Annotated in this window: 24 protein-coding genes and 1 pseudogene; 22 read left to right on the top strand and 3 right to left on the bottom strand. The window is 37.5% G+C overall.

The window, feature by feature from the left end:
• Positions 1–2124, top strand: a complete 2124-nt coding sequence (locus HOO54_RS13145; protein ID WP_172295945.1) for a peptidase domain-containing ABC transporter — start codon at positions 1–3, stop codon at positions 2122–2124.
• 129 nt (positions 2125–2253) lie between these two features.
• Here the strand turns inward: HOO54_RS13145 and HOO54_RS13140 are convergent, their stop codons facing one another.
• On the bottom strand, positions 2254–2829 hold the full coding sequence (locus HOO54_RS13140) for a GNAT family N-acetyltransferase (protein ID WP_172295943.1): 576 nt from the start codon (positions 2827–2829) through the stop codon (positions 2254–2256).
• A 145-nt stretch (positions 2830–2974) separates the two neighbouring features.
• Between HOO54_RS13140 and spoIIM the strand changes: the two genes are divergently transcribed.
• Both spoIIM and fur read left to right on the top strand, forming a co-directional pair.
• Entirely contained in the window at positions 2975–3619 is a 645-nt protein-coding gene (gene spoIIM, locus HOO54_RS13135) for a stage II sporulation protein M (protein ID WP_172295941.1), read from the top strand.
• Positions 3620–3734: 115 nt separating this feature from the next.
• Positions 3735–4184 (top strand): ferric iron uptake transcriptional regulator, encoded by a 450-nt coding sequence (fur, locus tag HOO54_RS13130; RefSeq protein ID WP_172295939.1) that lies wholly within the window; start codon positions 3735–3737, stop codon positions 4182–4184.
• Positions 4185–4638: 454 nt separating this feature from the next.
• On the opposite strand, the gene HOO54_RS13125 is transcribed toward fur, so the two are convergent.
• Positions 4639–5763: a response regulator aspartate phosphatase gene (locus HOO54_RS13125; protein ID WP_301539285.1), complete on the bottom strand. Its 1125-nt coding sequence runs from the start codon at positions 5761–5763 to the stop codon at positions 4639–4641.
• 789 nt (positions 5764–6552) lie between these two features.
• On the opposite strand from HOO54_RS13125, the gene HOO54_RS13120 reads away from it, so the two are divergent.
• The 12 genes and pseudogenes from HOO54_RS13120 to HOO54_RS13065 form a co-directional block, all read left to right on the top strand.
• Positions 6553–7809: an amidohydrolase gene (locus HOO54_RS13120; RefSeq protein ID WP_172295935.1), complete on the top strand. Its 1257-nt coding sequence runs from the start codon at positions 6553–6555 to the stop codon at positions 7807–7809.
• Between the two features lie 15 nt (positions 7810–7824).
• On the top strand, positions 7825–8604 hold the full coding sequence (locus HOO54_RS13115; RefSeq protein WP_172295933.1) for a TrmB family transcriptional regulator: 780 nt from the start codon (positions 7825–7827) through the stop codon (positions 8602–8604).
• A 378-nt stretch (positions 8605–8982) separates the two neighbouring features.
• Positions 8983–9753, top strand: a complete 771-nt coding sequence (locus HOO54_RS13110) for a TSUP family transporter (protein ID WP_172295931.1) — start codon at positions 8983–8985, stop codon at positions 9751–9753.
• A gap of 99 nt (positions 9754–9852) precedes the next feature.
• On the top strand, positions 9853–10080 hold the full coding sequence (locus tag HOO54_RS13105) for a YqzK family protein (protein ID WP_270798414.1): 228 nt from the start codon (positions 9853–9855) through the stop codon (positions 10078–10080).
• A 6-nt stretch (positions 10081–10086) separates the two neighbouring features.
• A complete protein-coding gene (gene xerD / locus HOO54_RS13100) occupies positions 10087–10977 on the top strand; it encodes a site-specific tyrosine recombinase XerD (RefSeq protein WP_172295929.1) in 891 nt (296 codons plus the stop codon).
• Positions 10978–11111: 134 nt separating this feature from the next.
• Complete coding sequence (deoB, locus tag HOO54_RS13095; protein ID WP_172295927.1) at positions 11112–12296, top strand: phosphopentomutase; 1185 nt, start codon at positions 11112–11114, stop codon at positions 12294–12296.
• A gap of 20 nt (positions 12297–12316) precedes the next feature.
• Positions 12317–13123 carry a purine-nucleoside phosphorylase gene (locus tag HOO54_RS13090; RefSeq protein WP_216664892.1) on the top strand — a complete coding sequence of 269 codons (807 nt, stop codon included), beginning with the start codon at positions 12317–12319 and terminating at the stop codon, positions 13121–13123.
• 150 nt (positions 13124–13273) lie between these two features.
• A complete protein-coding gene (locus tag HOO54_RS13085; protein ID WP_172295923.1) occupies positions 13274–14449 on the top strand; it encodes a D-alanyl-D-alanine carboxypeptidase family protein in 1176 nt (391 codons plus the stop codon).
• 94 nt (positions 14450–14543) lie between these two features.
• On the top strand, positions 14544–14897 hold the full coding sequence (gene spoIIAA, locus HOO54_RS13080; protein WP_172295921.1) for an anti-sigma F factor antagonist: 354 nt from the start codon (positions 14544–14546) through the stop codon (positions 14895–14897).
• Positions 14894–15334: an anti-sigma F factor gene (gene spoIIAB / locus HOO54_RS13075; RefSeq protein ID WP_172295919.1), complete on the top strand. Its 441-nt coding sequence runs from the start codon at positions 14894–14896 to the stop codon at positions 15332–15334. Before spoIIAA ends, spoIIAB begins: the two co-directional genes overlap by 4 nt.
• A 12-nt stretch (positions 15335–15346) precedes the next feature.
• A complete protein-coding gene (gene sigF / locus HOO54_RS13070; RefSeq protein WP_172295917.1) occupies positions 15347–16114 on the top strand; it encodes an RNA polymerase sporulation sigma factor SigF in 768 nt (255 codons plus the stop codon).
• A 499-nt stretch (positions 16115–16613) separates the two neighbouring features.
• Positions 16614–16937, top strand: a pseudogene (locus HOO54_RS13065) (transposase); the annotation flags it as partial.
• A gap of 729 nt (positions 16938–17666) precedes the next feature.
• On the opposite strand, the gene HOO54_RS13060 reads toward HOO54_RS13065, so the two are convergent.
• On the bottom strand, positions 17667–17828 hold the full coding sequence (locus HOO54_RS13060; protein ID WP_172295915.1) for a hypothetical protein: 162 nt from the start codon (positions 17826–17828) through the stop codon (positions 17667–17669).
• Positions 17829–18061: 233 nt separating this feature from the next.
• Between HOO54_RS13060 and HOO54_RS13055 the strand changes: the two genes are divergently transcribed.
• Genes HOO54_RS13055 through HOO54_RS13025 form a run of 7 tightly spaced genes read left to right on the top strand, consistent with a single transcriptional unit; the run spans position 18062 to position 23006 of the window.
• On the top strand, positions 18062–18682 hold the full coding sequence (locus tag HOO54_RS13055; protein ID WP_172295913.1) for a stage V sporulation protein AA: 621 nt from the start codon (positions 18062–18064) through the stop codon (positions 18680–18682).
• Positions 18672–19097, top strand: a complete 426-nt coding sequence (locus tag HOO54_RS13050) for a stage V sporulation protein AB (RefSeq protein WP_172295911.1) — start codon at positions 18672–18674, stop codon at positions 19095–19097. Before HOO54_RS13055 ends, HOO54_RS13050 begins: the two co-directional genes overlap by 11 nt.
• Before the next feature lie 12 nt (positions 19098–19109).
• Positions 19110–19559, top strand: coding sequence for a stage V sporulation protein AC (gene spoVAC, locus HOO54_RS13045; RefSeq protein ID WP_172295909.1), 450 nt, complete (start codon positions 19110–19112; stop codon positions 19557–19559).
• A 12-nt stretch (positions 19560–19571) separates the two neighbouring features.
• Positions 19572–20591 carry a stage V sporulation protein AD gene (gene spoVAD / locus HOO54_RS13040; protein ID WP_172295907.1) on the top strand — a complete coding sequence of 340 codons (1020 nt, stop codon included), beginning with the start codon at positions 19572–19574 and terminating at the stop codon, positions 20589–20591.
• A gap of 1 nt (position 20592) precedes the next feature.
• On the top strand, positions 20593–20943 hold the full coding sequence (gene spoVAE / locus HOO54_RS13035) for a stage V sporulation protein AE (protein ID WP_172295904.1): 351 nt from the start codon (positions 20593–20595) through the stop codon (positions 20941–20943).
• Positions 20944–20950: 7 nt separating this feature from the next.
• Positions 20951–21520 carry a stage V sporulation protein SpoVABEA gene (gene spoVAEA, locus HOO54_RS13030; protein ID WP_172295902.1) on the top strand — a complete coding sequence of 190 codons (570 nt, stop codon included), beginning with the start codon at positions 20951–20953 and terminating at the stop codon, positions 21518–21520.
• A complete protein-coding gene (locus tag HOO54_RS13025; RefSeq protein ID WP_172295900.1) occupies positions 21513–23006 on the top strand; it encodes a spore germination protein in 1494 nt (497 codons plus the stop codon). Before spoVAEA ends, HOO54_RS13025 begins: the two co-directional genes overlap by 8 nt.
• Positions 23007–23273: the final 267 nt, after the last annotated feature.

The following is a 23273-nucleotide window of genomic DNA, read 5'->3' as shown; positions in this document are numbered from 1 at the left end:
ATGATGATAAAAAATAGAACATCTTTTGTCCGACAAATGGAGCAAAGTGAATGTGGGTTAGCTTGTATCACTATGATCTTAAATTATTATGGTCATAGAATTCATTTGAATGACTTAAGAGAGGAATATCCTGCTCCTAGAGGCGGATATTCTTTGCTAAACCTCGTAAAAATTGGAGATAAAAAAGGTTTGAGTACAAATGCATTCCAAGCGTCCCCTAATGATCTAAACAAAATAAAACTCCCCTGTATATTACATTGGGAGGGGACGCATTTCGTTGTGTTAGAAAAAATAAAAGGTCAAAAGTATATCATATTAGATCCAGCTCAAGGAAGACTTACTATTAATAAAAAAATAATTAGTAAAAAATTCAGTGGGTTTTTATTGGAAATGAATCCAATAAAAACCCCTGAAAGAAAAATTAAAGAACATCATTTTCTTAGAAAATATTTAATGCAACACAAGCTGTTTTTTACTTGGATTATTTTGATTACAATATTATTACAAGGGGTTATGGTTACAGTACCTTTGTTGAACAAATGGTTTATAGATAATGTATTAACAGTTCAGAATTATGACTTAATCTATTTTTCAGGAGTTATTATTGTAGCATTTTTTCTTTCCTTTATTATTATAAATGCCATAAGAGGAATTGCAATTTCGTTTTTTCAGACAAGACTAGATTGGACTATTATGAGTGATTTTATGTTCACTTTGATGCATCTCCCGTTTTCATTTTTTGACAATAGGAGTAATGGAGATATTCTTTTTAGAGCCAATTCGAATTTATATATAAGAGAGATACTATCCACTACGTTAGTTACATTATTGATAGACGTGATGTTAATTTTTACTTATACATTTCTAATGATGTTTTTATCAATTAAACTAAGTATTATTCTGGTATTGGTAAGTCTCCTCTTAGCACTAATGTTATTTTTTAACGCTAAAATTGTAAAAAAATTAGTTGATCGAAATGTGCAAGATAAGGTCAAAGTTCAATCATTACTTACTGAAATGGTTTATAATTATACTGACGTTAAAGTGTTAGGTTTGGAAAAGCAGCTTTTGAATAAATGGAAATCTCAATACCAGGACCAGTTAGCTAGCACACAAAAATTGAACATCTGGGAGTCTTGTATTCAAACTGTTACTTCCTCTTTACAATATATAATACCTATATTTATTTTATGGTTTGGCAGTTTTTCTTTATTTAATGGAGAGATTACTTTTGGTACTCTCTTAGCATTTAATTCAGTTGCGAGTTCTTTCATCGTTCCCGTTGTTTCTATAAGTGGTAATTATACGCAAATTATATCACTACGTTCTTACTTTGAGCGAATCAAAGATGTCTTGAGAACAAAGAAGGAACAGGATTACAGTAAAGAATATTTGGAACCTAAAAAGTTAAGAGGGAAAATAGAGTTTAGGAATGTCTCATTTCGATATAATCAGTTTAGTCCATATGTTTTAAAAAATATATCATTTACAGTTGAACCTGGAAAGAGTATTGCTATTGTTGGCTATTCAGGGTCAGGAAAAAGCACTATAGCTAAACTGATATTAGGTTTATATAAACCAACATCTGGGGAAATCTTAATTGATGATCACCCTCTTTATGCTTATAATCTCACCCATCTTAGATCTTTGATAGGTTCTGTTCTTCAAGAGGCAAAACTATTTAATGGCACAATAAAAGAAAATATTAAAATGAATTCTCAGGCGTCAGATGAAGAAATAATCCAAGCTAGTAAACGTGCATTTATTTACCAAGATATAATGGATACTCCTTTAGGTTTTGAAACAATCATTTCAGAATCAGGCGGGAATTTTTCTGGCGGACAAAGACAAAGAATATTATTAGCTAGAGCATTAGTATTCTCACCTGTCATTCTAGTGCTAGATGAAGCAACAAGCAGCTTGGATAATCTATCTGAAAAATATATAAAGCAAAGCCTTCAAGCTGAACATTCTACAAAAATAATTGTAGCACATCGACTCGATACTATAAAAAATGCTGATAAAATTTTCTATTTAGATAATTGTGTTATAAAAGAAGTAGGAACACATGATGAATTACTCAAACAAAAAGGAAATTATTATCGACTTTACTCTAATTCTTAATAAAATAAGGGGTACTAATGTGGAAGACTGGACTCAGCTAGTCACACTTCTATAAAATGATACCTGTAGCCTTTCATGTTTCTTAATAATAAATGAATCCAATCCCCCCTATCATCTGTCCCACGAAAATCAGAAGGGGGCTTTCCTAAAAAGTTTGGAATACATGCAAGTATCCCTGTATTCCTTTTGATCATTGGCAAGATCATGCTGCTGTAGTACTGCTTCAAGCTGAAAGCCAAGACGCTCAGCCAGTTTTCTGCTCTTTTGATTTTTGCTATCACACAAGATTTCCAGCCTTTTGGCAGAAAGCTTGTCCTTGGCGAAATCAATTAGACCAAAAAGCGCTTCTGTCATATATCCGTATCCAGTAAATGCTGAGCTGCACCAATAGCCGATTTCAAACCGCCTCACTTTCCAGTCCATGCGGTGCAGTCCGGTACTGCCGATGAATTCTCCGGTTTCTTTATGAAAAATATGCATTCTCAAGTCTGTTCTTAAAATAAAGTCAGCTTGTGCTTTTCTGATATTTAGTTCTGTTTCGTCTTGGTCAGGTAATTCTCTTGCAAATGGCATCCACGGTTTTAGTTCAGGCATAGAGAGTTGAATGGCGTGATGGACGGCTCTACCATCACCAGCAACAGGTGTCCTGATCAATAGACGTTCGGTTTGAAAACTGTCCGGAAAATTGAGCAAAATCGGATTCATCGGTTTACCCTCCACAATTATTTTTGTCTATCATCCTACATAAAAACAATTTAGTAAACCACTAGCAGATAAAAAAAGTCATGTCATTCTCTTTTCTCTCATACAATCTATTAAATCAAAAGTTCGTCTGGGAGGAAGGAAGATCATGCGTAAAACTTCAATAAAAGAAGTCGTATTTCAGCATTTGAAAGATCATCTGTCAATCTATTTATTTGTTTCTGTGCTATTTTTAATGGGTGTGATTTTCGGAGCTATCATTGTCAACAGTATGACAATCGGTCAAAAAGAGGATTTGTTTTATTATTTAAATCAATTTTTTGGACATCTTTCAGAAGGTAAAGCAGCCAGTTCTAAGGAGATGTTTGTGCAAAGTTTACTGCATAATGCGAAGTATTTAGGGTTGATGTGGATTCTTGGAATTTCGATTATCGGGTTGCCCATCATTTTTATTATGGTTTTTTTAAAAGGAATTGTTGTTGGTTTTACAGTCGGTTTTTTAGTCAATCAAATGGGAATCAACGGGTTTTTTCTGTCGATTGTGTCCGTACTGCCACAAAATATCCTGTTAATTCCTGCTTATTTAATAGTAGGCACATGTGCGATCGCATTTTCTCTAAAACTAATCAGACAATTATTTGTTAAACGGGGTATTAATGAAGCCCCTGTTCAATGGTTTGGGCGGTATGTGATAGTGCTTGGTTTGATACTTATCATGGCACTGATCTCTTCATTCTTTGAAGCTTGTCTTTCTCCGTTATTAATCGAAAAATTAATGAGCATGTTCAAATGATTAAAATTATTATTAAAAAATACTCATTGTATTTATCAATTTATAATGGTTATAGTTGTTTCTCCTGCGTTCGTTTTGTTATAATAGGCTAGTAATGGCGTAGGAGGGAAAGTTAATGGAAAACCGGATTGATCGAATAAAAAAACAATTGCATTCCTCCAGTTATAAACTTACTCCTCAGCGTGAGGCTACTGTAAGGGTGCTACTTGAAAATGAGGAAGACCATTTAAGTGCAGAAGATGTATACCTCCTCGTGAAAGAGAAATCTCCTGAGATTGGTCTTGCAACTGTATATCGGACGCTTGAATTATTAACTGAATTAAAAGTAGTGGATAAAATCAATTTTGGTGATGGTGTGTCAAGATATGATCTTCGTAAAGAAGGAGCTGCTCATTTTCATCACCATCTGGTCTGTATGGATTGTGGATCAGTTGTTGAGATTGAAGAAGACTTGCTAGAAGATGTAGAAGCCATCGTTGAAAAAGATTGGAAATTTAAAATTAAAGATCACAGGCTGACCTTTCATGGCATTTGTCACAACTGCCAAGAAAAACAAGCGGAGTAGACCCAGAACCCTTTCACTTTTTGAAGGGTTCTTTCTTATGTATGAAGAATTCAATAGCTTTAAAAACCTAGTATAATTGGGTGTGTCCTGAAAATAGGGAGTCTCCTCAGAACTCGTTCCTTGCTTCTGCGGGCTCTTCCAATTCCCGCTGTCCATGTTGATAAAGACAGCCCTTCTTTTATGAATTGACATTCGCTTTTTCAATAAATAAAGGTATCTGAAAGGTCAACGCGCCATGATCCATCGCCTGTGTAACAATCTGAACTTCGCTTCAAATAGTTCCAATGATCGTCAAGTACAAGTTGACGGTGAACATTGTAAAAAAAGCTTGACGATGAAGCCGATTTTTCACGACTTTTTCGACAAGCTAAGACTGATAAATGTATCTGTTGCAAATATAATAGTGTACTGCCACCTGTAAATCACTTAAAAATGCTATAATTCTCATAACCTCTCACACTTCATATAGAAAGTCGCATTTTTTAATCTTCTGTTGGGCATCCAACATCTGTTCATAAAAAATCATGGAATCATCAAGACGTCTATTTTTTGTATAAAATCTTGCTGCAACTAACGAGATTTCCTCCATATAAGGATAACCTTTACTATTTTTAAGTGGCTCGAAAGTAGTTGATACCTCAGGTCCCTCAGCTCTTTTAATAAACAACGCTTCTACAACATCCAACAAACACAAAAACAAGTCATTTTTGAATAGCTGAGCACTTTCACTAGCTTTTTCAAAGTATTCCTTAGCCTTATCATCTTCATTGTTACTAAAATGGATTAAAGACAAATAGAAGTAAGCCTTCGTAATTTCTTCAGCATTTGTCTTTTTGGCTGCTTTAATACCCTCATGGTAAAAGGACACAGCATGAAAGCTCCCTACATGATTGTAACAATGCCCCATATTCAACAAAGCTTTGGTAATCATAGATAAATTTCCACTTTCTTTAGCAAGAGCTAGTGCTTTATGCAAATGAGGTAAAGCCTTATGATGTGCGTGTAAATCATCATAATTACCTGCAATAACAAAATGACATTGAATCTGGCGAACTTTATACGTAGGGTGTTTTTTATAAATTTCATCTGCCAGAGATATGTAATACATGGATATATGATTTTGTTTCATATAATAAAAGACTTCAGCGAGTTTGTAAAAAAATTCAGCCTTTTCAATTTTATCTGAAACCTTCGTTAATTTTTTTTCTGCTTCTCTGTAGGATTTAATAGCTGTTATGTATTTTCCTTCTGAAAAATAATATCTCCCCGAAAAAAAAGAAAAATAATACGCTAACAATTCCGAAAATTTTCTTCCTTTTCCCTCTATCACTCTAAGATAATCAGCAATTGTCATCTTCTTTTCTTTCGGGAATAAATAGTCTAACATCATCTGATGTCTTAATTCCATCAGTTGAAAATACAATAGAGCGTCCTGATCTTCTTCCATATTCTCTATTTCTTGCCGAACTTCTTCTTTTAGCCGTTCTGCTTCTACCACATTTAATTTTTGTATCTCATTATACCATTCATTAATTTTCATCCCTACAACCGGAGATGGTACAAATTTCAATCTGATCATTCCTTTCTTTATGAAAATATCCTTTTTATGTTAAAATAATAACACAAATATTCCAAAAATAAAGCAGAAAAAATTAATTTCAAGCAATGTTGTGTGGTGTTAAAATCATCCATATGATCTTTTTAGCGGAAAGGACTTGTGGTACTTGCTGTTACCTTTCTTCCTGAAGCTTTGTTGAGACCTATGACAGACTCTAATGAAAAGAAGTAATCTGAAATTTTGGATGTATTTCTCTGACTTACAAGAGCAGTGATTGTTCTCTCGATACCAATTAGTTATTTTGACGGCTTTTCACCTATGTGGTTTATTATCAGCCTCATGTTATTTATTAAGCAACAGGAGCCACATATCATCCTGCATCAATTACCCTCATTCCACAAATTGTTCATCCAATGTTCATGCAAAAAGGTCGGAAATTGTGAAGCTTGCAACTGTTACACTGTGTGGGTTTCTTCTGACTTGTCCAGTATATGATCTCTGGTATTTTTGTTCTTTATATTCAAATAGAACAGCAATCTGTGAACAGTTATTAGGGGGATTCCAAAACGTTAGAACGGTTCTAGCAGAAACCATGGCCATGGTCTGTGCTCTAATGATAGTTTGCTTTTTTCTTTAGACTCATCCGGCAACACGAACTCCATCTGTACCTTTTGTTGCTGCTCATCTTTCCTATGTCCCTTTGTATTGTTGGTGTATCAGTTTTTCTAAGGTTTTTGCCAATGCGATTGAGAGCGTATTTCGCTTTATATGATAGAATAAAAAGATCAATATTATAGAAAAAAAGGTGAGATGATGAATGTTATTGAATTACGCCGTGATTTTCATCGACATCCAGAGGTAGGATTTACTGAATTCCGTACGGCAAGTAAGATTGGTGGAATCCTGCAATCTTTAGGTTATCAAGTATTATATGGTGATGATGCAATGGATGCAGATGTCCGTTTTGGTGTTCCATCAGAACAAGTGTTAAAAGATACATATGAAAACGCTGTGAAGAATCTAGGTAAGCAGACCGGTCTTTCAAAAATGAAAGGGGGGTTAACAGCGATTGTCGGTATTTTGCAGGGGCATGTTGAAGGACCGACAGTTGCTTATCGGTTTGATATCGATGCTCTACCTGTCGCAGAAAGTGATGAGATTGATCATGTTCCTGCACAGTTGCATTTTCGCTCAAACCATCAAGGTGTCATGCATGCTTGTGGACATGATGGACATACTGCAATTGGCTTAGCATTTGCTGAAAACATGGCAGACAAAAATTTTGCTGGGACATTAAAATTGATTTTTCAACCTGCTGAAGAGGGAGGCCGTGGAGCATACGCAATGGTGAAAAAAGGAGTCGTTGATGATGTTGACCATCTCTTCTGTTTTCATCTCGGCATGGGGCTTCCTTCAGGGGAGATCAGTGCCGGTGTTGTTGATTTTCTTGCTTCAACAAAATTGAAGGCGTTTTTTAAAGGTGTACCATCACATGCTGGGTGTGCACCTGAACAAGGTCGTCATGCATTAGTAGGTGCAGCAACAGCACTTTTAAATATCCAAGCATTACCACGCTACAGCACTGCCGCTACACGAATTAATGTAGGGACACTGCATGGGGGGAATTCTGTCAATATTATTCCAGCTTATGCCGAGATGGAACTGGAGACTCGTTCCAACTCTCTTGAGGTGAATGAAGAATTAGAACATCGTGTTCGCAACATCATTAAACATAGTGCCATGATGCACGATTTAGAGTATGGCATTGAAGTGATTGGTCAAACAACGATTGCTCATTGTGATCCAGACATGATGACATTAGTGGAAGAAGAAGCAGAAACAATGGCAGACATTAAACATGTAAGGAAATATCACTCGTTTGGTGCTGGAGAAGATGCTACATTTTTCATGAACCGTGTTCAAAAAATGGGTGGTCAAGCAACTTATATGGTGTTTGGCTCTTCGCTAAAGGCTCCACATCATCATGAAAAATTTGATCTTGATGAAAAGGTTTTGCTTGTTGCTGTTCAGCTTCTCACACGACTGGCAAAAAGAACGCTTCAATAAAGGAAGGAGGGTATTATGCAAGATATTGTTCAAACCATTCAATCATTAGGGTTTAGCCAATATGAAGCAAAGGCTTACCTTTCTTTAGTTCGCCAAGGGACGGCAAGTGCCTATCAAGTTAGTAAAGAATCAGGCATCCCTAGAGCACGAATATATGAAATTTTAAAAGGGCTTGAAGAAAAAGGTATCGTGATGAAAGAAGAAAAAAATGAAGCGATTCACTATTCATCATTACCAGTCGATGTATTTTTAGAATCTTTGCAAACAAGTTGGAATCATACTTATCAATCATTAAGCCATACATTAAAATATTTAGAAAAAACTGAACCTGCAGAGGACAACAGGGTGATGACACTCAAAGGGGAGAACCATATTCTGGCTTTTTGTCGGACGCTATTAAAAAAGGCAGAAAAAAGAGTTGTTGTTTCTTTATGGGACAAGATGTATGAGAATCTCGAACAAGAGTTAAAAGATACTGAGTGTGATTTAAAAGGGATTGTATTTCAAAAGGAAAATCCACTATCAGTGCTGGATACTCACCGAAAAACAAAGTATATAGAAAATGTTGGCGAGAACAAGTGGTTCATTTTGTCCATTGATGCACGGGAAATGATATACGGCCCTGCTCTTGAAGAAAGGGAAACAGCGTTTTACACTGATGATCCTGTCCATATCTATTTGTTGGAGAATTATATTTGGCATGATGTCCTTGTCAATCGGCTTGTTAAAAAAGAAAAAGATGATATTGAAAATTGGATATCAAATGAAAGGGAAATCTTTTTTCAGGACAAATAAGGTTGTGCTGTCTAAAAAGTCCTTTTCAACATCGATCAGGGGGAATTGTGAGACTCTTGCGGGGTCTCGCGATTGCCCGCACCTCGATTTTTGTTCATCCATACTACTTTCATGACACCCCTTGAATAAAAGAGTGTCCACCCTGCTTTTACTGAACGATTTAAACAAATACTTTCTTCTTTTCCCGCTTCTCCACTTACACGATCTCAGGGAATGTGAATCTCAGCACAAATGCGCTCCCGACATTGGTATTTTTTCATAGAATTGATCATTCATCAATTAAAGATGCAAATTTTCAAAAAATACATTTACAGGTGTAGAAACTTTAGTTACTATTTGTGTAGTGACTAAAAAGTTGTGTGAAAAGGGGATTTCCAAATGGAGTACATCGATTTGTCTACACTTTTATTGTTAATATGCTTTGGCTTTCTAGCAGCTTTTATTGATTCTGTCGTAGGGGGAGGCGGGTTGATTTCTATTCCAGCCTTATTATTTGCCGGGCTTCCACCCCAAGTAGCGATCGCTACAAATAAACTAGCTAGTACAATGGGAGCTTTGACAAGTACAATTACTTTTATCAGATCAGGGAAAGTTGATTTCCAAGTGATTTTCAAACTATTTCCTTTAGTATTTGTAAGCTCTTTAGCAGGTGCTCTAACTGTCAATTTCATTTCATCCGAAATATTAAAACCGCTCGTTTTCATCCTGTTAATCGTTGTGACAATCTATACGATATTTAAGAAAAACTGGGGAACTGAATCTACATATCGAAAACTTACAATTAAAAAATATATTTTATTTGCCACAATCATTTGTTTAATTGGTTTTTATGACGGCTTTTTGGGAGCAGGCACTGGATCATTTATGATGTTTGCTTTTCTCATGATCGGGTTTGATTTTTTACAATCTGCAGGAAATGCGAAGTTTTTAAACTTTGGCAGTAATATCGCGGCATTGATCATGTTTATTTTTCTCGGGACCGTTCATTTTTCTTACGGTATTCCAATGGGATTGTCGATGATCTTGGGTGCTTTAGTCGGCTCTAATTTTGCGATCAAAAAGGGAGTCAATTATGTGAAAGTCCTATTTATTTTTGTGACCGTTTTATTAATAGGTAAAAATATTGTCGACTATATTTTTAATGGCTAACAGTTATACATTCCCCAAGTTTTTTAACCTTCTTGCGTATAAAACTTGTCTCATTTGGCATAAGTTTTAATAATCGAATGAAAAGAAGGGGCTAAAATCGTGATGAAAATACTGAAAACAGCTGTTGATATGATCAAGGTGTTTCTGCTGTTTACCGGTTTTACCGTCTTGTTTTATTATGCTATGATATGGATAAATTCAGAGTATGAAAACTATCATCGGTATGACCAACCTGATGGAGCTGCAATTAAGGTTGCTTCGCTAGAAGAGGACGAACAGCGCAGCTGGTTTGACAGGTTAATCTTTTTTTATTTGAACGGGGAGTAGGATAGTGTGAAAGTTCATATTAAAGATTTTATCCACTATGCCGTGGTGGAACGGGGACTTTCCCATAATACGGTGGTAAGTTATGAACGGGATTTGATTAGTTATGTCACTTATTTAGAAGAGATAGAACATCTGACATCTGTAGATCAGGTGACAAGACTGCATATCATTCAATTTTTAAAATATTTGCAAGACGCTGGGAAGTCAGGGAAAACAATCGTTAGACATCTTGCATCCATTCGCGCTTTTCATCAATTTTTGCTGAGGGAAAAAGTGGCGAATCAAGATCCATCCATCCATATTGAATCGCAAAAAACAGAGCGGACGTTGCCCAAGGTATTGTCATTAGAAGAGGTTGAAACCCTTCTTAACACTCCAAAGCTGACGAGTCCGTTCGGCTATCGTGATAAGGCGATGTTGGAATTATTGTATGCAACAGGGGTTCGGGTCAGTGAGATGATCGAATTAAAGCTATCTGATGTCCATTTATCAATGGGCTTTATTCGCTGTTTCGGAAAAGGAAGAAAAGAGCGGATTGTTCCACTTGGTGAAGCGGCATCACATGCTGTCGAAGAATATCTTTCTAAGGCAAGAGGGAAACTCCTCAAGAAAAATACGGAAGATGCCTTGTTTTTAAATCATCATGGCAAACAGATCAGTCGGCAGGGATTTTGGAAGAACTTAAAGAAAATAGCGTTGGAAGCAGGGATTCAAAAAGAATTGACACCGCACACATTGAGACATTCATTTGCTACACATTTGCTTGAAAATGGAGCGGATTTGCGAGCGGTTCAGGAAATGCTTGGACATGCTGATATCTCAACGACACAAATTTATACACATGTAACGAAAACAAGATTAAAAGATGTCTACAAAAAGTATCATCCCCGTGCTTAGGCACGGTTTTTTCAATAGCGGGAAGTTTCTCACTATTTCCCTTCGTATTGCCAAGATCTATGTAAACGGTTTATACTTTTTATAGCGGGATTTTGTTTTTTTATGTCAAACAAGAAAAAAAGGAGGCCATTTAAATGCCTGCATATCAATATCACCGCATTTTTTTAATTGTGATGGATTCTGTTGGAATTGGCGAAGCCCCAGATGCTGAAAAATTTAATGATAAAGGTGCCGATACATTGGGGCACATTGCCGAACATATGGGAGGTCTTAACCTACCAAACATGGCAAAACTCGGACTTAGCCATATTCGTGAGATTAAAGGAGTACAAAAAACTGAAAAACCGCTTGCTTATTATGGAAAAATGCAAGAAGCTTCAAATGGAAAAGATACAATGACAGGACATTGGGAAATTATGGGTCTTTACATAGATAAGCCATTCCAAGTGTTTCCTAACGGGTTTCCTGATGAACTGATCAATGAATTGGAAATGAGATCGGGAAGAAAAGTAATCGGGAATAAACCTGCTTCTGGAACAGCGATTTTAGATGAATTAGGTAAGGAACATATGGAAACAGGGGCGCTTATCGTTTATACATCAGCAGACTCTGTATTGCAAATTGCTGCTCATGAAGAGATTGTGCCACTTGATGAACTTTATAAAATTTGTGAAATTGCGCGCGAGCTCACACTTGATGAAAAGTATATGGTTGGTCGAGTCATTGCAAGACCATTTGTTGGACAACCGGGTCAATTTAAACGGACACCGAACCGCCATGACTATGCTTTAAAACCGTTTGAACGAACTGTGATGAACGAAATGAAAGATGATCACTTTGATGTGATTGCGATCGGTAAAATCTCCGATATTTATGATGGTGAAGGGATTACTGAAGCACTTAGAACGACATCTAATATGGACGGAATGGACAAGCTGATTCAAACGTTTGATCAAGATTTTACCGGCATCAGTTTTGTGAACCTCGTTGATTTTGATGCACTATTTGGACACCGTCGTGATCCTGAAGGATACGGAAAAGCACTCGAAGAATTTGATGCAAGACTTCCGGAAGTTTTCGAAAAAATGCGTGAAGACGATTTATTAATGATTACGGCTGATCATGGGAATGATCCGATTCACCATGGGACAGACCATACAAGAGAATTTGTTCCACTTCTTGTTTACAGCAAAAAACATACACAACCGTCTGAACTTCCGCTTGCTGATACATTTGCCGGTATCGGGGCTACCATTGCCGATAATTTTAAAACGAACATGCCAAAGTACGGAAAAAGCTTTTTAGACCTGCTTAAATAGGAGGAAAACTGGTGAAAGAAATGATTAGAAACGCTGCAGATTATGTGAAAAGTAAGATCAAGCATAAACCTGTAGTCGGTTTGATCTTGGGGTCAGGCCTTGGGGTGCTTGCCGATGAAATAAAAGATGCTGTTCAAATCAAATATGAAGATATTCCTGAATTTCCGGTTTCTACTGTGGAAGGTCATGCCGGGCAACTTGTCATCGGAACACTTGAAAATGTTCAGGTTGTTGCAATGCAAGGACGTTTCCATTATTATGAAGGCTATTCACTCGATAAAGTCACATTTCCTGTTCGAGTCATGAAAGAACTTGGTGTTACGACTTTAATCGTGACCAATGCTGCTGGTGGTGTTAACGAATCTTACCAGCCGGGTGACTTGATGATTATCTCGGATCATATCAACCATATGGGTACAAACCCATTGATTGGTCCAAATGATTCAACGCTCGGTGTTAGATTTCCTGATATGTCTGTAGCTTATGATAAAGAGTTACGAGAATTGGCCCAAACTACAGCTGAAGAATTAAACATTGACATTCAAGTTGGTGTGTATACAGCTGTTTCAGGTCCAACATATGAAACACCGGCTGAAGTTCGTTTTCTGAGAACGATCGGTTCAGATGCAGTTGGTATGTCAACCGTCCCTGAAGTCATTGTTGCTAGACATGCAGGAGTTCGTGTTTTGGGAATTTCTTGTATTTCAAATGCGGCTGCAGGGATCTTAGATCAACCGCTATCACATGATGAAGTGATGGAAGTCACCGAAAAGGTGAAATCGGACTTTTTGCAGCTTGTAACAATGATAGTCGCGAAAATTGGATAAAAGATCTTAAGGTGAAAGCCAATATATCTAGCTCCTATAGTGAGCATGGATATATTGGTTTTTTTGTTGATGAAATTTATACCAATTAAACCGTATAAATCCATTATGATTGGAAAAAATAAAAAGGATTACGAAATGGAGGTCTGGCTGATGAAACATTTTTTACCCAAATTGCTGATTTTTATGATCATCCTACTAACAGCACCGTCAGCGTTTGCTGAAGAAAAAACGAAACAAAACACTTCTGAGCTTGCTCATGAAGCCAAATCTGCTGTTTTGCTTGAACGGGACTCAGGAAAAGTTATGTATGATAAAAACAGTCATGAGAAACTTCCGCCAGCCAGCATGACAAAGGTCATGACCATGCTGCTGATTATGGAAGCCCTTGATGAAGGTAAGATTAAAATGAAAGATAAAGTCAGAACGAGTGAATACGCAGCTTCAATGGGAGGCTCGCAAATTTTTCTTGAACCAGGTGAAGAAATGACTGTTGACGAGATGTTAAAAGGAATTGCAATTGGTTCAGGAAATGATGCTTCTGTCGCAATGGCTGAGCATATTGCCGGATCTGAAGAAGAATTTGTCGAAAGAATGAATGAAAAAGCGGCAGAATTAGGTCTTAAAGATACGTCCTTCCGAAATACGACAGGACTTCCTGAAAAAGGACACTACAGTACAGCCTATGATATGGCTATCATGGCAAAGGAGCTTTTAAAATATGATAAAATCACGAAGTTTACTGGAACATATGAAGGCTATCTAAGAGAAAACACAGACAAGAAGTTTTGGCTGGTCAATACAAACCGTCTTGTTAAATTTTACCCAGGGGTTGACGGGGTAAAAACAGGCTTCACAAATGAAGCAAAGTACTGTTTAACAGCTTCTGCGAAAAAAGGTAACATGCGTGTTATTGCTGTTGTGTTTGGGGCTAGTACACCAAAAGAGCGAAATGGTCAAATTACGAAAATGCTTGATTATGCATTTAGCCAATATCAAACACATCCAATGTATAAGCGGAATCAAATCATCTCATCAGTGAAAGTCAATAAGGGACAAAACAAAAAAATCAATCTTGTCACATCAGAACCGATTTCTCTTTTAACGAAAAAAGGAGAAAATGTGGAATCTGTCAAAAAAGAGATTAAGCAAAAAGGCGATATCCATGCTCCTGTCAAAAAAGGAACTGAACTTGGTACACTTATTCTGAAAAAAGACGGGAAAGTGTTACAGGAAAGCCCGCTTGTTGCTGAAAAGGATATGAATCAGGCAGGCACATGGACATTGTTTAAACGGACAATCTCAGACTGGACAAAGTGGAATGAATAATGCCGAACAATCACTAGTTTTGTCATCGTGAAGGAATTTAGAAAGTCCGAATCGAAACTACTCATAATCCGATATCAATCAAGGAGGAATGAGGATGAGCCTCGGAATCGATTTCAATGTCAAAGAATCTGTGCTTTGTATTCGGCTGACAGGTGAACTTGACCATCATACAGCAGAAGAGTTGCGAAACAAAGTAAATGAACATTTGCGAAAAAACAAAATTTGCCACATTGTTTTAAACCTTGGAGAATTATCATTTATGGATAGTTCAGGGCTGGGCGTTGTCTTGGGAAGATATAAGGAAATTAAACAGCTTGGCGGAGAAATGATCGTCTGTGCGATTTCTCCGTCAGTCAAGCGTTTATTTGATATGTCAGGTCTGTTTAAGATTATCCGCCTTGAACAATCAGAACAGCATGCCTTAGAAACTCTGGGGGTGGCTTCATGAAAAATGAGATGAGTATTCAGTTTTCAGCACTCAGTCAAAATGAATCATTTGCAAGGGTGACAGTTGCTGCTTTTATCGCCCAGCTTGACCCGACGATGGATGAGTTAACGGAAATTAAAACGGTTGTGTCAGAAGCGGTTACCAATGCAATTATACACGGATACGAAAACACAGGCAGAGGAAACGTCCATATTTCTGTTACATTAGAAGACCATCTTGTCCATTTAACCATTCGTGATGAAGGAATCGGTATTACTGATTTGGAAGAAGCCCGCGAACCTTTATTCACAACAAAGCCTGAGCTTGAAAGATCAGGAATGGGCTTTACCATTATGGAAAATTTTATGGATAGCATCTCGATTACCTCGTCACCTGAAATGGGGACTACAATACACTTAACAAAGCACTTATCAAAAAGCAAAGCGCTTTGCAATTAAGGGAGATTTGTTATGGATGTGGAGGTTAAAAAGGAAAATCAGAACACTCAGCTTAAAGACCATGAAGTCAAAGAATTGATTAAAAATAGTCAGAATGGCGATCAAAAAGCAAGAGACCTCCTCATAGAAAAAAACATGCGTCTTGTTTGGTCTGTCGTTCAGCGCTTTTTGAATAGAGGCTATGAACCTGATGACCTCTTTCAAATCGGTTGTATCGGTTTACTGAAATCGGTTGATAAATTTGACTTGTCTTATGATGTACGGTTTTCGACCTATGCTGTGCCAATGATCATCGGTGAAATTCAACGGTTTATTAGAGATGATGGAACAGTCAAAGTGAGTCGATCACTTAAAGAGTTAGGTAATAAAATCAGAAAGGCAAAAGATGAGCTTTCAAAGTCAAATGGTCGAATACCAACTGTTCAGGAAATCGCTGACTATTTGGAAATCAGTTCAGAAGAAGTTGTCATGGCTCAAGAAGCCGTTCGCTCGCCATCATCTATTCATGAAACAGTCTATGAAAACGATGGAGATCCAATTACACTACTTGACCAGATTGCTGATCAATCAGAAGAAAAATGGTTTGATAAAATTGCTTTAAAAGAAGCGATCAAAGATTTGGATGAAAGGGAAAAACTGATTGTTTACTTAAGGTATTACAAAGATAAGACGCAATCAGAAGTAGCCGAGCGTCTTAGTATATCACAGGTACAAGTATCAAGGCTTGAGAAAAAAATCTTACAGCAAATCAAAAGTAAAATGGACCATCATGAACAATAGAAGCTGCCGGTATAGTTTCCGGGAGCTTTTTTTGGTACTCCATGCATATGAACATTGAAAATAAACAGCCAGTGTATATTGCATCCAAAAAATTGAATTTAGGAGATAGCTGGACAAGAATAAAAATAAAATACAGGCAAAAAGGAAGTTACTTTGTATCCGCAGACTAGAAGAGGAATAAACATAAAAATTGATGATGTTAGTCAGAATGATTTGTGGTTTATTAATTTAAATTATATAGAAAGAGGACAGTTCATAATATTAAAATGATACCTTTTGCTTATACAAATGCTGGTGACTATTGGTGTTATTATAATGGAGCAGAAGGTGAATTAAGCTGCCGCTTGAAGAGGAATTTTTTAGGGGGATTTTTTTGCGTATAATGAATTTAATGATAGTGAGACTGTAGGTGAGCATAGTGGAGAGGTTACACTTAGTTGGACAGATTCGATAAAGTCATATAAACTTGATTCCAAAATAAATCTAAGGAGGATCAACCATGTCCAAACGAGTGAGAAGGAGTTTTACTAAAGAATTTAAGGAGCAAATCGTTCAATTACACGCGTCTCGAAAGTAAAGTGCAGAAATTATCAAAGAGTACGAGCTGATGCCATCTGCCTTTGGTAAATGGGTATGTCAATATCAGTTTTGCGGGTCGTTTGAAGAAAAGGATAATCGGACTCCTGAACAAGAAGAGTTAATTTCCGAAAAGAAAAATCAACGACTTATCATGGAGAACGATATTTTTAAAGCAAGCCGCGCTGATCATGGGACAAAAGTAGATGTAATTCGAAATGACCGTCACAAATACTCGGTATCAGCATATCGTGTTTTCCCATTTTCCCAGTTAGATACTCTTGACCCAAAGTTAGATCGTCCAGCTTCTCGTAGACTTTTTTAATTTTTTCCTCAAATTGGTTTTAGCTTCTTTATTTTTCAATCCTCGGACATTTGCCTTGATTTTCTGAAAGAGATCCAAAATTTGGCTTAGTTCCTTTTCGTCACATTGCTTGCTAACATTCACACTGTTTTCCATATGTATACACCTCTTTTGGATCATATTGTTTTTAGATTAACACATAGTCTCAAAGATGGTCACAAAAGTTGGGTTTATTAAGCCTGCTTCTTGTTACTTTGGATTTTGTCTAATACACCCATTAACACTGCAAATATTAGGGACATTACCCCCATGTCTATAATAGTTATATCCGTATCTTTTTTTATTACAAAAAATAGTATCGATTGTAAACCGAACGTTATTATAAACGCTAACAACAATTTTGTGATACTCATTGTAATAACATCCCCTTTAAGCTATTTTATTTCCCTATATACTTGAAGCAGAGTCATGCGAAACTCCCGCTAATCCAAACAGACCCGCCTTTAATGGCGTATTTCTCCACTATTCTAATAATTACTTTCGCTGCCTTTAGCCACAATTTTCTTTCTACTAACTTATTCCCTCAAAAATAAACCCTAGCCCTGTGAAATCAACAATTTTGTCAATTACACATGATTTCATGAGGCAGTAGAAAACTCGCTTGTTTGTGGATTACGTTATTTCTTCACCATTAACCATTTTAACAAATGCTTCTATAGAAGCAACGGACGTTTGACCGAATTTTTCAGCATCTAATTCCTTATTGACAATATATTTACCGTTTTCATCAACCATTGAAGCCTTTTCGAAGATAAATTCCAAGTCGTTTGCCAATTGATCTGCTGCAAGTTTTCCTTAAAAACATACTGGCACAAACCATGCCCTTGGTCTGCGTTACTAATATCAGTATGCTTTTCAGTGAGCAAATTCCTCGATTTTCACTCATGTACACTAGATTTCAGGAAATCCCGTTTGATGGTAAATTACGGTTATTTTTATCTCATGGAATGATAAATGAACTGAACTACATACTACAACTATAACCATCGTATAGGAAGTGACTAGAGATGGAACGCCAAGTTTTTATTAGACTCCGCCACCGTCTTCAGGCTGATCCAAATGAATATATTACGCTAGGGAATATCGCACAGGTAGCAGGTGACCACAAGTACAAAGAAAAGCTTGAACAGTTGTTTGTCTATCAAGTCAGTCCATCAGATCAAAACATGGTGGTGTTAGATGTCATAAAGGTCATCGAAATCATTCATCAATCATTTCCAGATCTTGATGTTCAAACGGTTGGCAGTTCAGAAACAATTGTGGAAGTTCATTATCCGAAAAAAAGATTATCACCTGTTTTTTTCATCGCCGTCTGGCTGTTATTGTTTATTGGTGCTGGCCTAGCAGTTATGAATTTTCATGAAGATGTCAGTATGAGGGAAGTACATATTCGGCTCTATGAAATGATTACGGGTGAAGTAGATCACTACCCTTATCTTTTACAGGTTCCTTATAGCATTGGTTTAGGTCTGGGAATGATTTTATTTTTTAACCACTTATTTAAAAAGCGGTTTAATGAAGAGCCAAGCCCGCTGGAAGTGGAATTATTTAAATACCAGCTCGACTTAGACCAGTACGTGGCAATGAATGAAAATAAAGAAACCACAAAGGATCTGCATGACCATTAAGTTGCTTTTTATCAGCTTTCTCGGTCTAGCAGGAGGGGTAGCTGTCGGGTCTGGTTTTGTCGCTTTCCTGACCGTATTAGGAGTCATCCCTAGGTTGATTCAGTTGACAAAAACAAAAACCTATATCAGGGCATATGAATGGGCTGTTATTTTAGGAGCCGTTTTTGGAGGGTGGGAAACACTAAACACAGACCGATTTTTCCTCTCCAAATGGTTGCTTATTCCCATTGGTCTTTTTTCAGGTGCTTTTATTGGCATGCTTGCCGCTGCATTGACAGAAGTGTTGAATGTCCTGCCGATTTTAGCAAAACGAATCGGTATGGCAGATAGAGTTTTAATTCTTTTAATGGCCATTGTACTTGGGAAAATTCTCGGCTCTTTATTTCAATGGTTCATTTTTGTTCATATTTCTTAGAGGAGGACGCTCATGTCAAGCTTAAAAGATAATTATCAATCAAAGGTGAAAACATATCAACCCACACCGCCTTATTTTATGAATTGTTTAAAAGCTTTTCTTGTGGGAGGGCTTATCTGTACGATAGGTCAAGCATTTCAAAATTTTTATATGAATGTGTTTGACTTTGATAAACAAACAGCTGGAAATCCAACGGTTGCAACATTGATCTTAATTTCAGCTCTTTTAACAGGTTTTGGTGTTTACGATAAGATCGGACAGTTTGCTGGTGCTGGTTCAGCTGTGCCAGTTACAGGATTTGCAAACAGTATGGCGAGCGCTGCTCTTGAGCATAAAAGTGAAGGTTTTGTCCTTGGGGTTGGATCAAATATGTTTAAACTAGCTGGGAGTGTGATCGTCTTTGGTGTTGTTTCGGCTTATATTGTCGGAATGATCCGCTATGCGTTTGATAAGCTTTTTTAGGAGGAAGGCATGATGAAATTAGAAGGAAAACAAACATGGTTGTTCCAAAACCCGCTGTTTGTCAATTCTAGCGGTACAGCAGTTGGACCTAAGGAAAAACAAGGACCATTGGGGCACATGTTTGACAAAACCTATGATGACATGCATTGTGAACAAAATAATTGGGAAATGGCAGAGCGTAAGCTAATGGAAGATGCTATTCAGGTTGCTTTGTCAAAACAAAATTTCACAAAAGAAGATATTGACATCTTTTTGGCAGGTGATTTACTCAACCAAAATGTCACGGCCAACTATGTTGCAAGACACTTAAAAATTCCTTTTCTTTGTTTGTTTGGAGCATGCTCAACATCAATGGAGTCGATAGCTATCGGTTCTGCTCTCATAGATGGCGGATTTGCTAATCGAGTGCTTGCAGCGACAAGCAGCCACAATGCAACGGCTGAAAGACAATTTCGTTATCCAACAGAATACGGTGGGCAAAAACCAGGCACCATGACATCAACTGTTACAGGAAGTGGTGCAGTGGTGCTCAGTCAGCAGGCGAGTGAAATCAAAATCACAAGTGCGACAGTTGGCAAGGTTATCGACTTGGGGCTTACAGATTCACAGGACATGGGGTCAGCAATGGCACCTGCAGCCGCTGATACCATTAAGCAGCACCTCCAAGATCTCGGACGTACTCCTGATGATTATGACTTAATTCTAACTGGAGACCTTTCAGGAGTGGGGAGTCCGATTGTCAAAGACCTCTTAAAAGAAGACGGGATCAATGTTGGAACAAAGCACAATGATTGTGGGCTGCTCATCTATACGCCAGATCAACAGGTATTTGCAGGTGGAAGCGGTTGTGCTTGTGCAGCTGTTGTAACATTTGGTCATATTTTCAAAGAAATAAAAGCCGGAAGATTAAACAGGGTATTGGTTGTTGCTACGGGAGCACTGTTAAACCCGACCGTTATTCAACAAAAAGAATCGATTCCTAGTATTGCACATGGTGTCGTATTCGAACGAGCCGAAGGGGTGAACTCGTAAAATGGAATATGTGATCGCGTTCATTGTAGGCGGTTTGATTTGTGTGATCGGACAACTCCTCTTGGATGTCTTGAAATTAACGCCGGCACATGTCATGTCAACTTTTGTCGTGACAGGGGCAATCTTGGATGGCTTTAACATTTACGATCGTTTCATTGATTTTGCTGGAGCGGGTGCAACCGTACCAATTGTTAGCTTCGGGCATTCTCTTTTACACGGAGCAATGAAGAGATCTGAGGAACACGGTTTAATCGGAATTAGTATGGGGATTTTTGAATTGACGTCTGCCGGTATTTCAGCAGCTATTTTATTTGCCTTTCTGATCGCCTTAATCTTTAAACCGAAAGGATAAAAACGTAATGACAGCAAAACGAAAGGTTATTTTAGTTACGGATGGGGATATTTATGCTGCAAAAACCATTGAATATGCTGCTCGACAAATTGGCGGACGCTGTATCTCTCAATCAATGGGGAATCCGAGTGAAAAAACCGGTCCAGAACTCGTAACAATGATCCTTGAAACACCTTATGATCCTGTTTTTGTGATGTTTGATGATTCTGGCTTACCAGGAGAAGGACCAGGAGAAGCAGCGATGAAATATGTCGCATTACATTCTCAAATTGAAGTTCTCGGCGTGATCGCTGTTGCTTCAAAGACCCATCATGCAGAGTGGACACGAATTGATGTTTCCATTGATGCCAAAGGGGAACTGACTGAATTCGGAGTCGATAAGTATGGTGTACAAGAATTTGATGTCAAACGAATGAGTGGTGACACAGTCTATTGTCTTGATCAGCTTGATGTCCCGATTATCGTCGGAATTGGTGATATCGGAAAAATGGCCAGAAAAGACGATGTGAAAAAGGGTTCTCCGATTACAATGAAAGCGGTTGAGCTGATTTTAGAAAGGAGCGGGTATGATGAGTGATCAAACAACAAGAGGAAAAACAAAAACAAACATATTCCATGATCCTTCTAAGAATGAAGCATATTTTAAAAAGCGGGTCGGTATGGGAGTAAGCTTCGATCTAGGTGTCCGGAAGTTTTTCATCCTTGACCGTGAAATCCAGCTTTATTATGTTAACGGATTATGTGATACACAGTACATCATTCATCTTTTAAGAGAATTGGTTCATCTGAACGATCTGGAAAGACAATCTTCAGAACCAGAAAAAATCGTTGAAAATCGGCTATTAAATCAGCAGGTTTCCAAAGTGGAAACGCTTGATGAAGCAGTTGATCAAGTATTGTCTGGTCTTATCGTTATCATTGTTGAAGAAACCGGATTTGCCTTTGTAGTTGATGTCAGAAGTTACCCAGGAAGAACGCCAGAGGAGCCAGATACAGAAAAAGTCGTTCGTGGAGCAAGGGATGGCTTTGTAGAGAATATAGTGGTCAATACATCTCTTATTAGACGAAGAATCAGGGATGAAAGGCTCCGCTATAAAATGCTTCATATTGGAGAGCGCTCTAAAACAGATATTTGTCTTTGTTATTTAGAAGATGTTGCAGATTCAGACCTTGTTGACATCTTGAAAAAAGAGATTGAAAATGTGAAAATCGATGGTTTGCCAATGTCAGACAAATCGGTTGAAGAATTTATCGTTGGTCAAGGTTTCAACCCTTTCCCACTGGTCAGATTTACAGAAAGAGCCGATGTAGCAGCAAGCCACATTTTGGAAGGGCATGTGATTATTATTGTAGATACATCACCAAGTGTGATTATTACACCGACTACGTTGTTTCATCATGTCCAACATGCGGAAGAATACAGGCAAACTCCGGCCGTTGGAACCTTTTTAAGGTGGGTACGGTTTTTTGGTATTTTTGCTTCAACCTTTTTGTTGCCGCTTTGGCTCCTATTTGTTATTCAGCCGTCACTTTTGCCTGAAGGACTATCATATATCGGTTTAAACGACAAAAATTATCATATTCCAATTATTATGCAGATTTTTTTAGCCGACCTTGGTGTTGAGTTTTTAAGAATGGCAGCGATCCATACCCCAACTGCACTTTCAACTGCTATGGGTCTAATCGCGGCAGTCTTAATTGGGGACATTGCGATCAATGTCGGGCTATTTTCCCCTGAAGTTATATTGTATGTTGCACTCTCAGCGATCGGAGCGTATACGACACCGAGTTATGAGTTGAGCTTGGCAAATAAAATGGTGAAACTTGTCATGCTTATTTTAGTTGCCCTTTTTAAAGTAGAAGGATTTATTATCGGCTTAACTATAACCACTTTGGCAATGGCATCGATCCGTTCATTACGGACACCGTATCTCTGGCCGTTTATACCATTTAACGGTAAAGCATTTTGGAATATTCTTGTGAGGACATCCGTACCTGGAGGGAAAATCAGACCGAGTATTGTTCAACCGAAAAATCGAGAAAGACAACCGTCAAATAGTTAAGATGAGGCTAATTCTTAGTGATTAGCTTCTTTTTTGATCCCATCTGTCGAAATGGTAAATTTGCGGTAATTGAGATGTAAAAATTTGTGTCAAATATGAAATAACTACCTATTTCTATCAATTGTATTTTTCTGTTATTCTATAAGAAAGCATGTGTTTGACTCATCATTTTTTATGACAATTTTGAATAAATAAAGTGTTTTGATTTTGATATGAATGCTATAATACATCATATGAATCCGAAAATTAAGGGCAGGGATCTGGACA

The sequence above is a fragment of the Bacillus sp. WMMC1349 genome (assembly GCF_013155385.1).
In the GTDB taxonomy this organism is placed as follows: Bacteria; Bacillota; Bacilli; order Bacillales; family Bacillaceae; genus Bacillus.
Note: the sequence above shows the minus strand (reverse complement) of the source record. Positions and strands in the feature narration are given on the sequence as shown.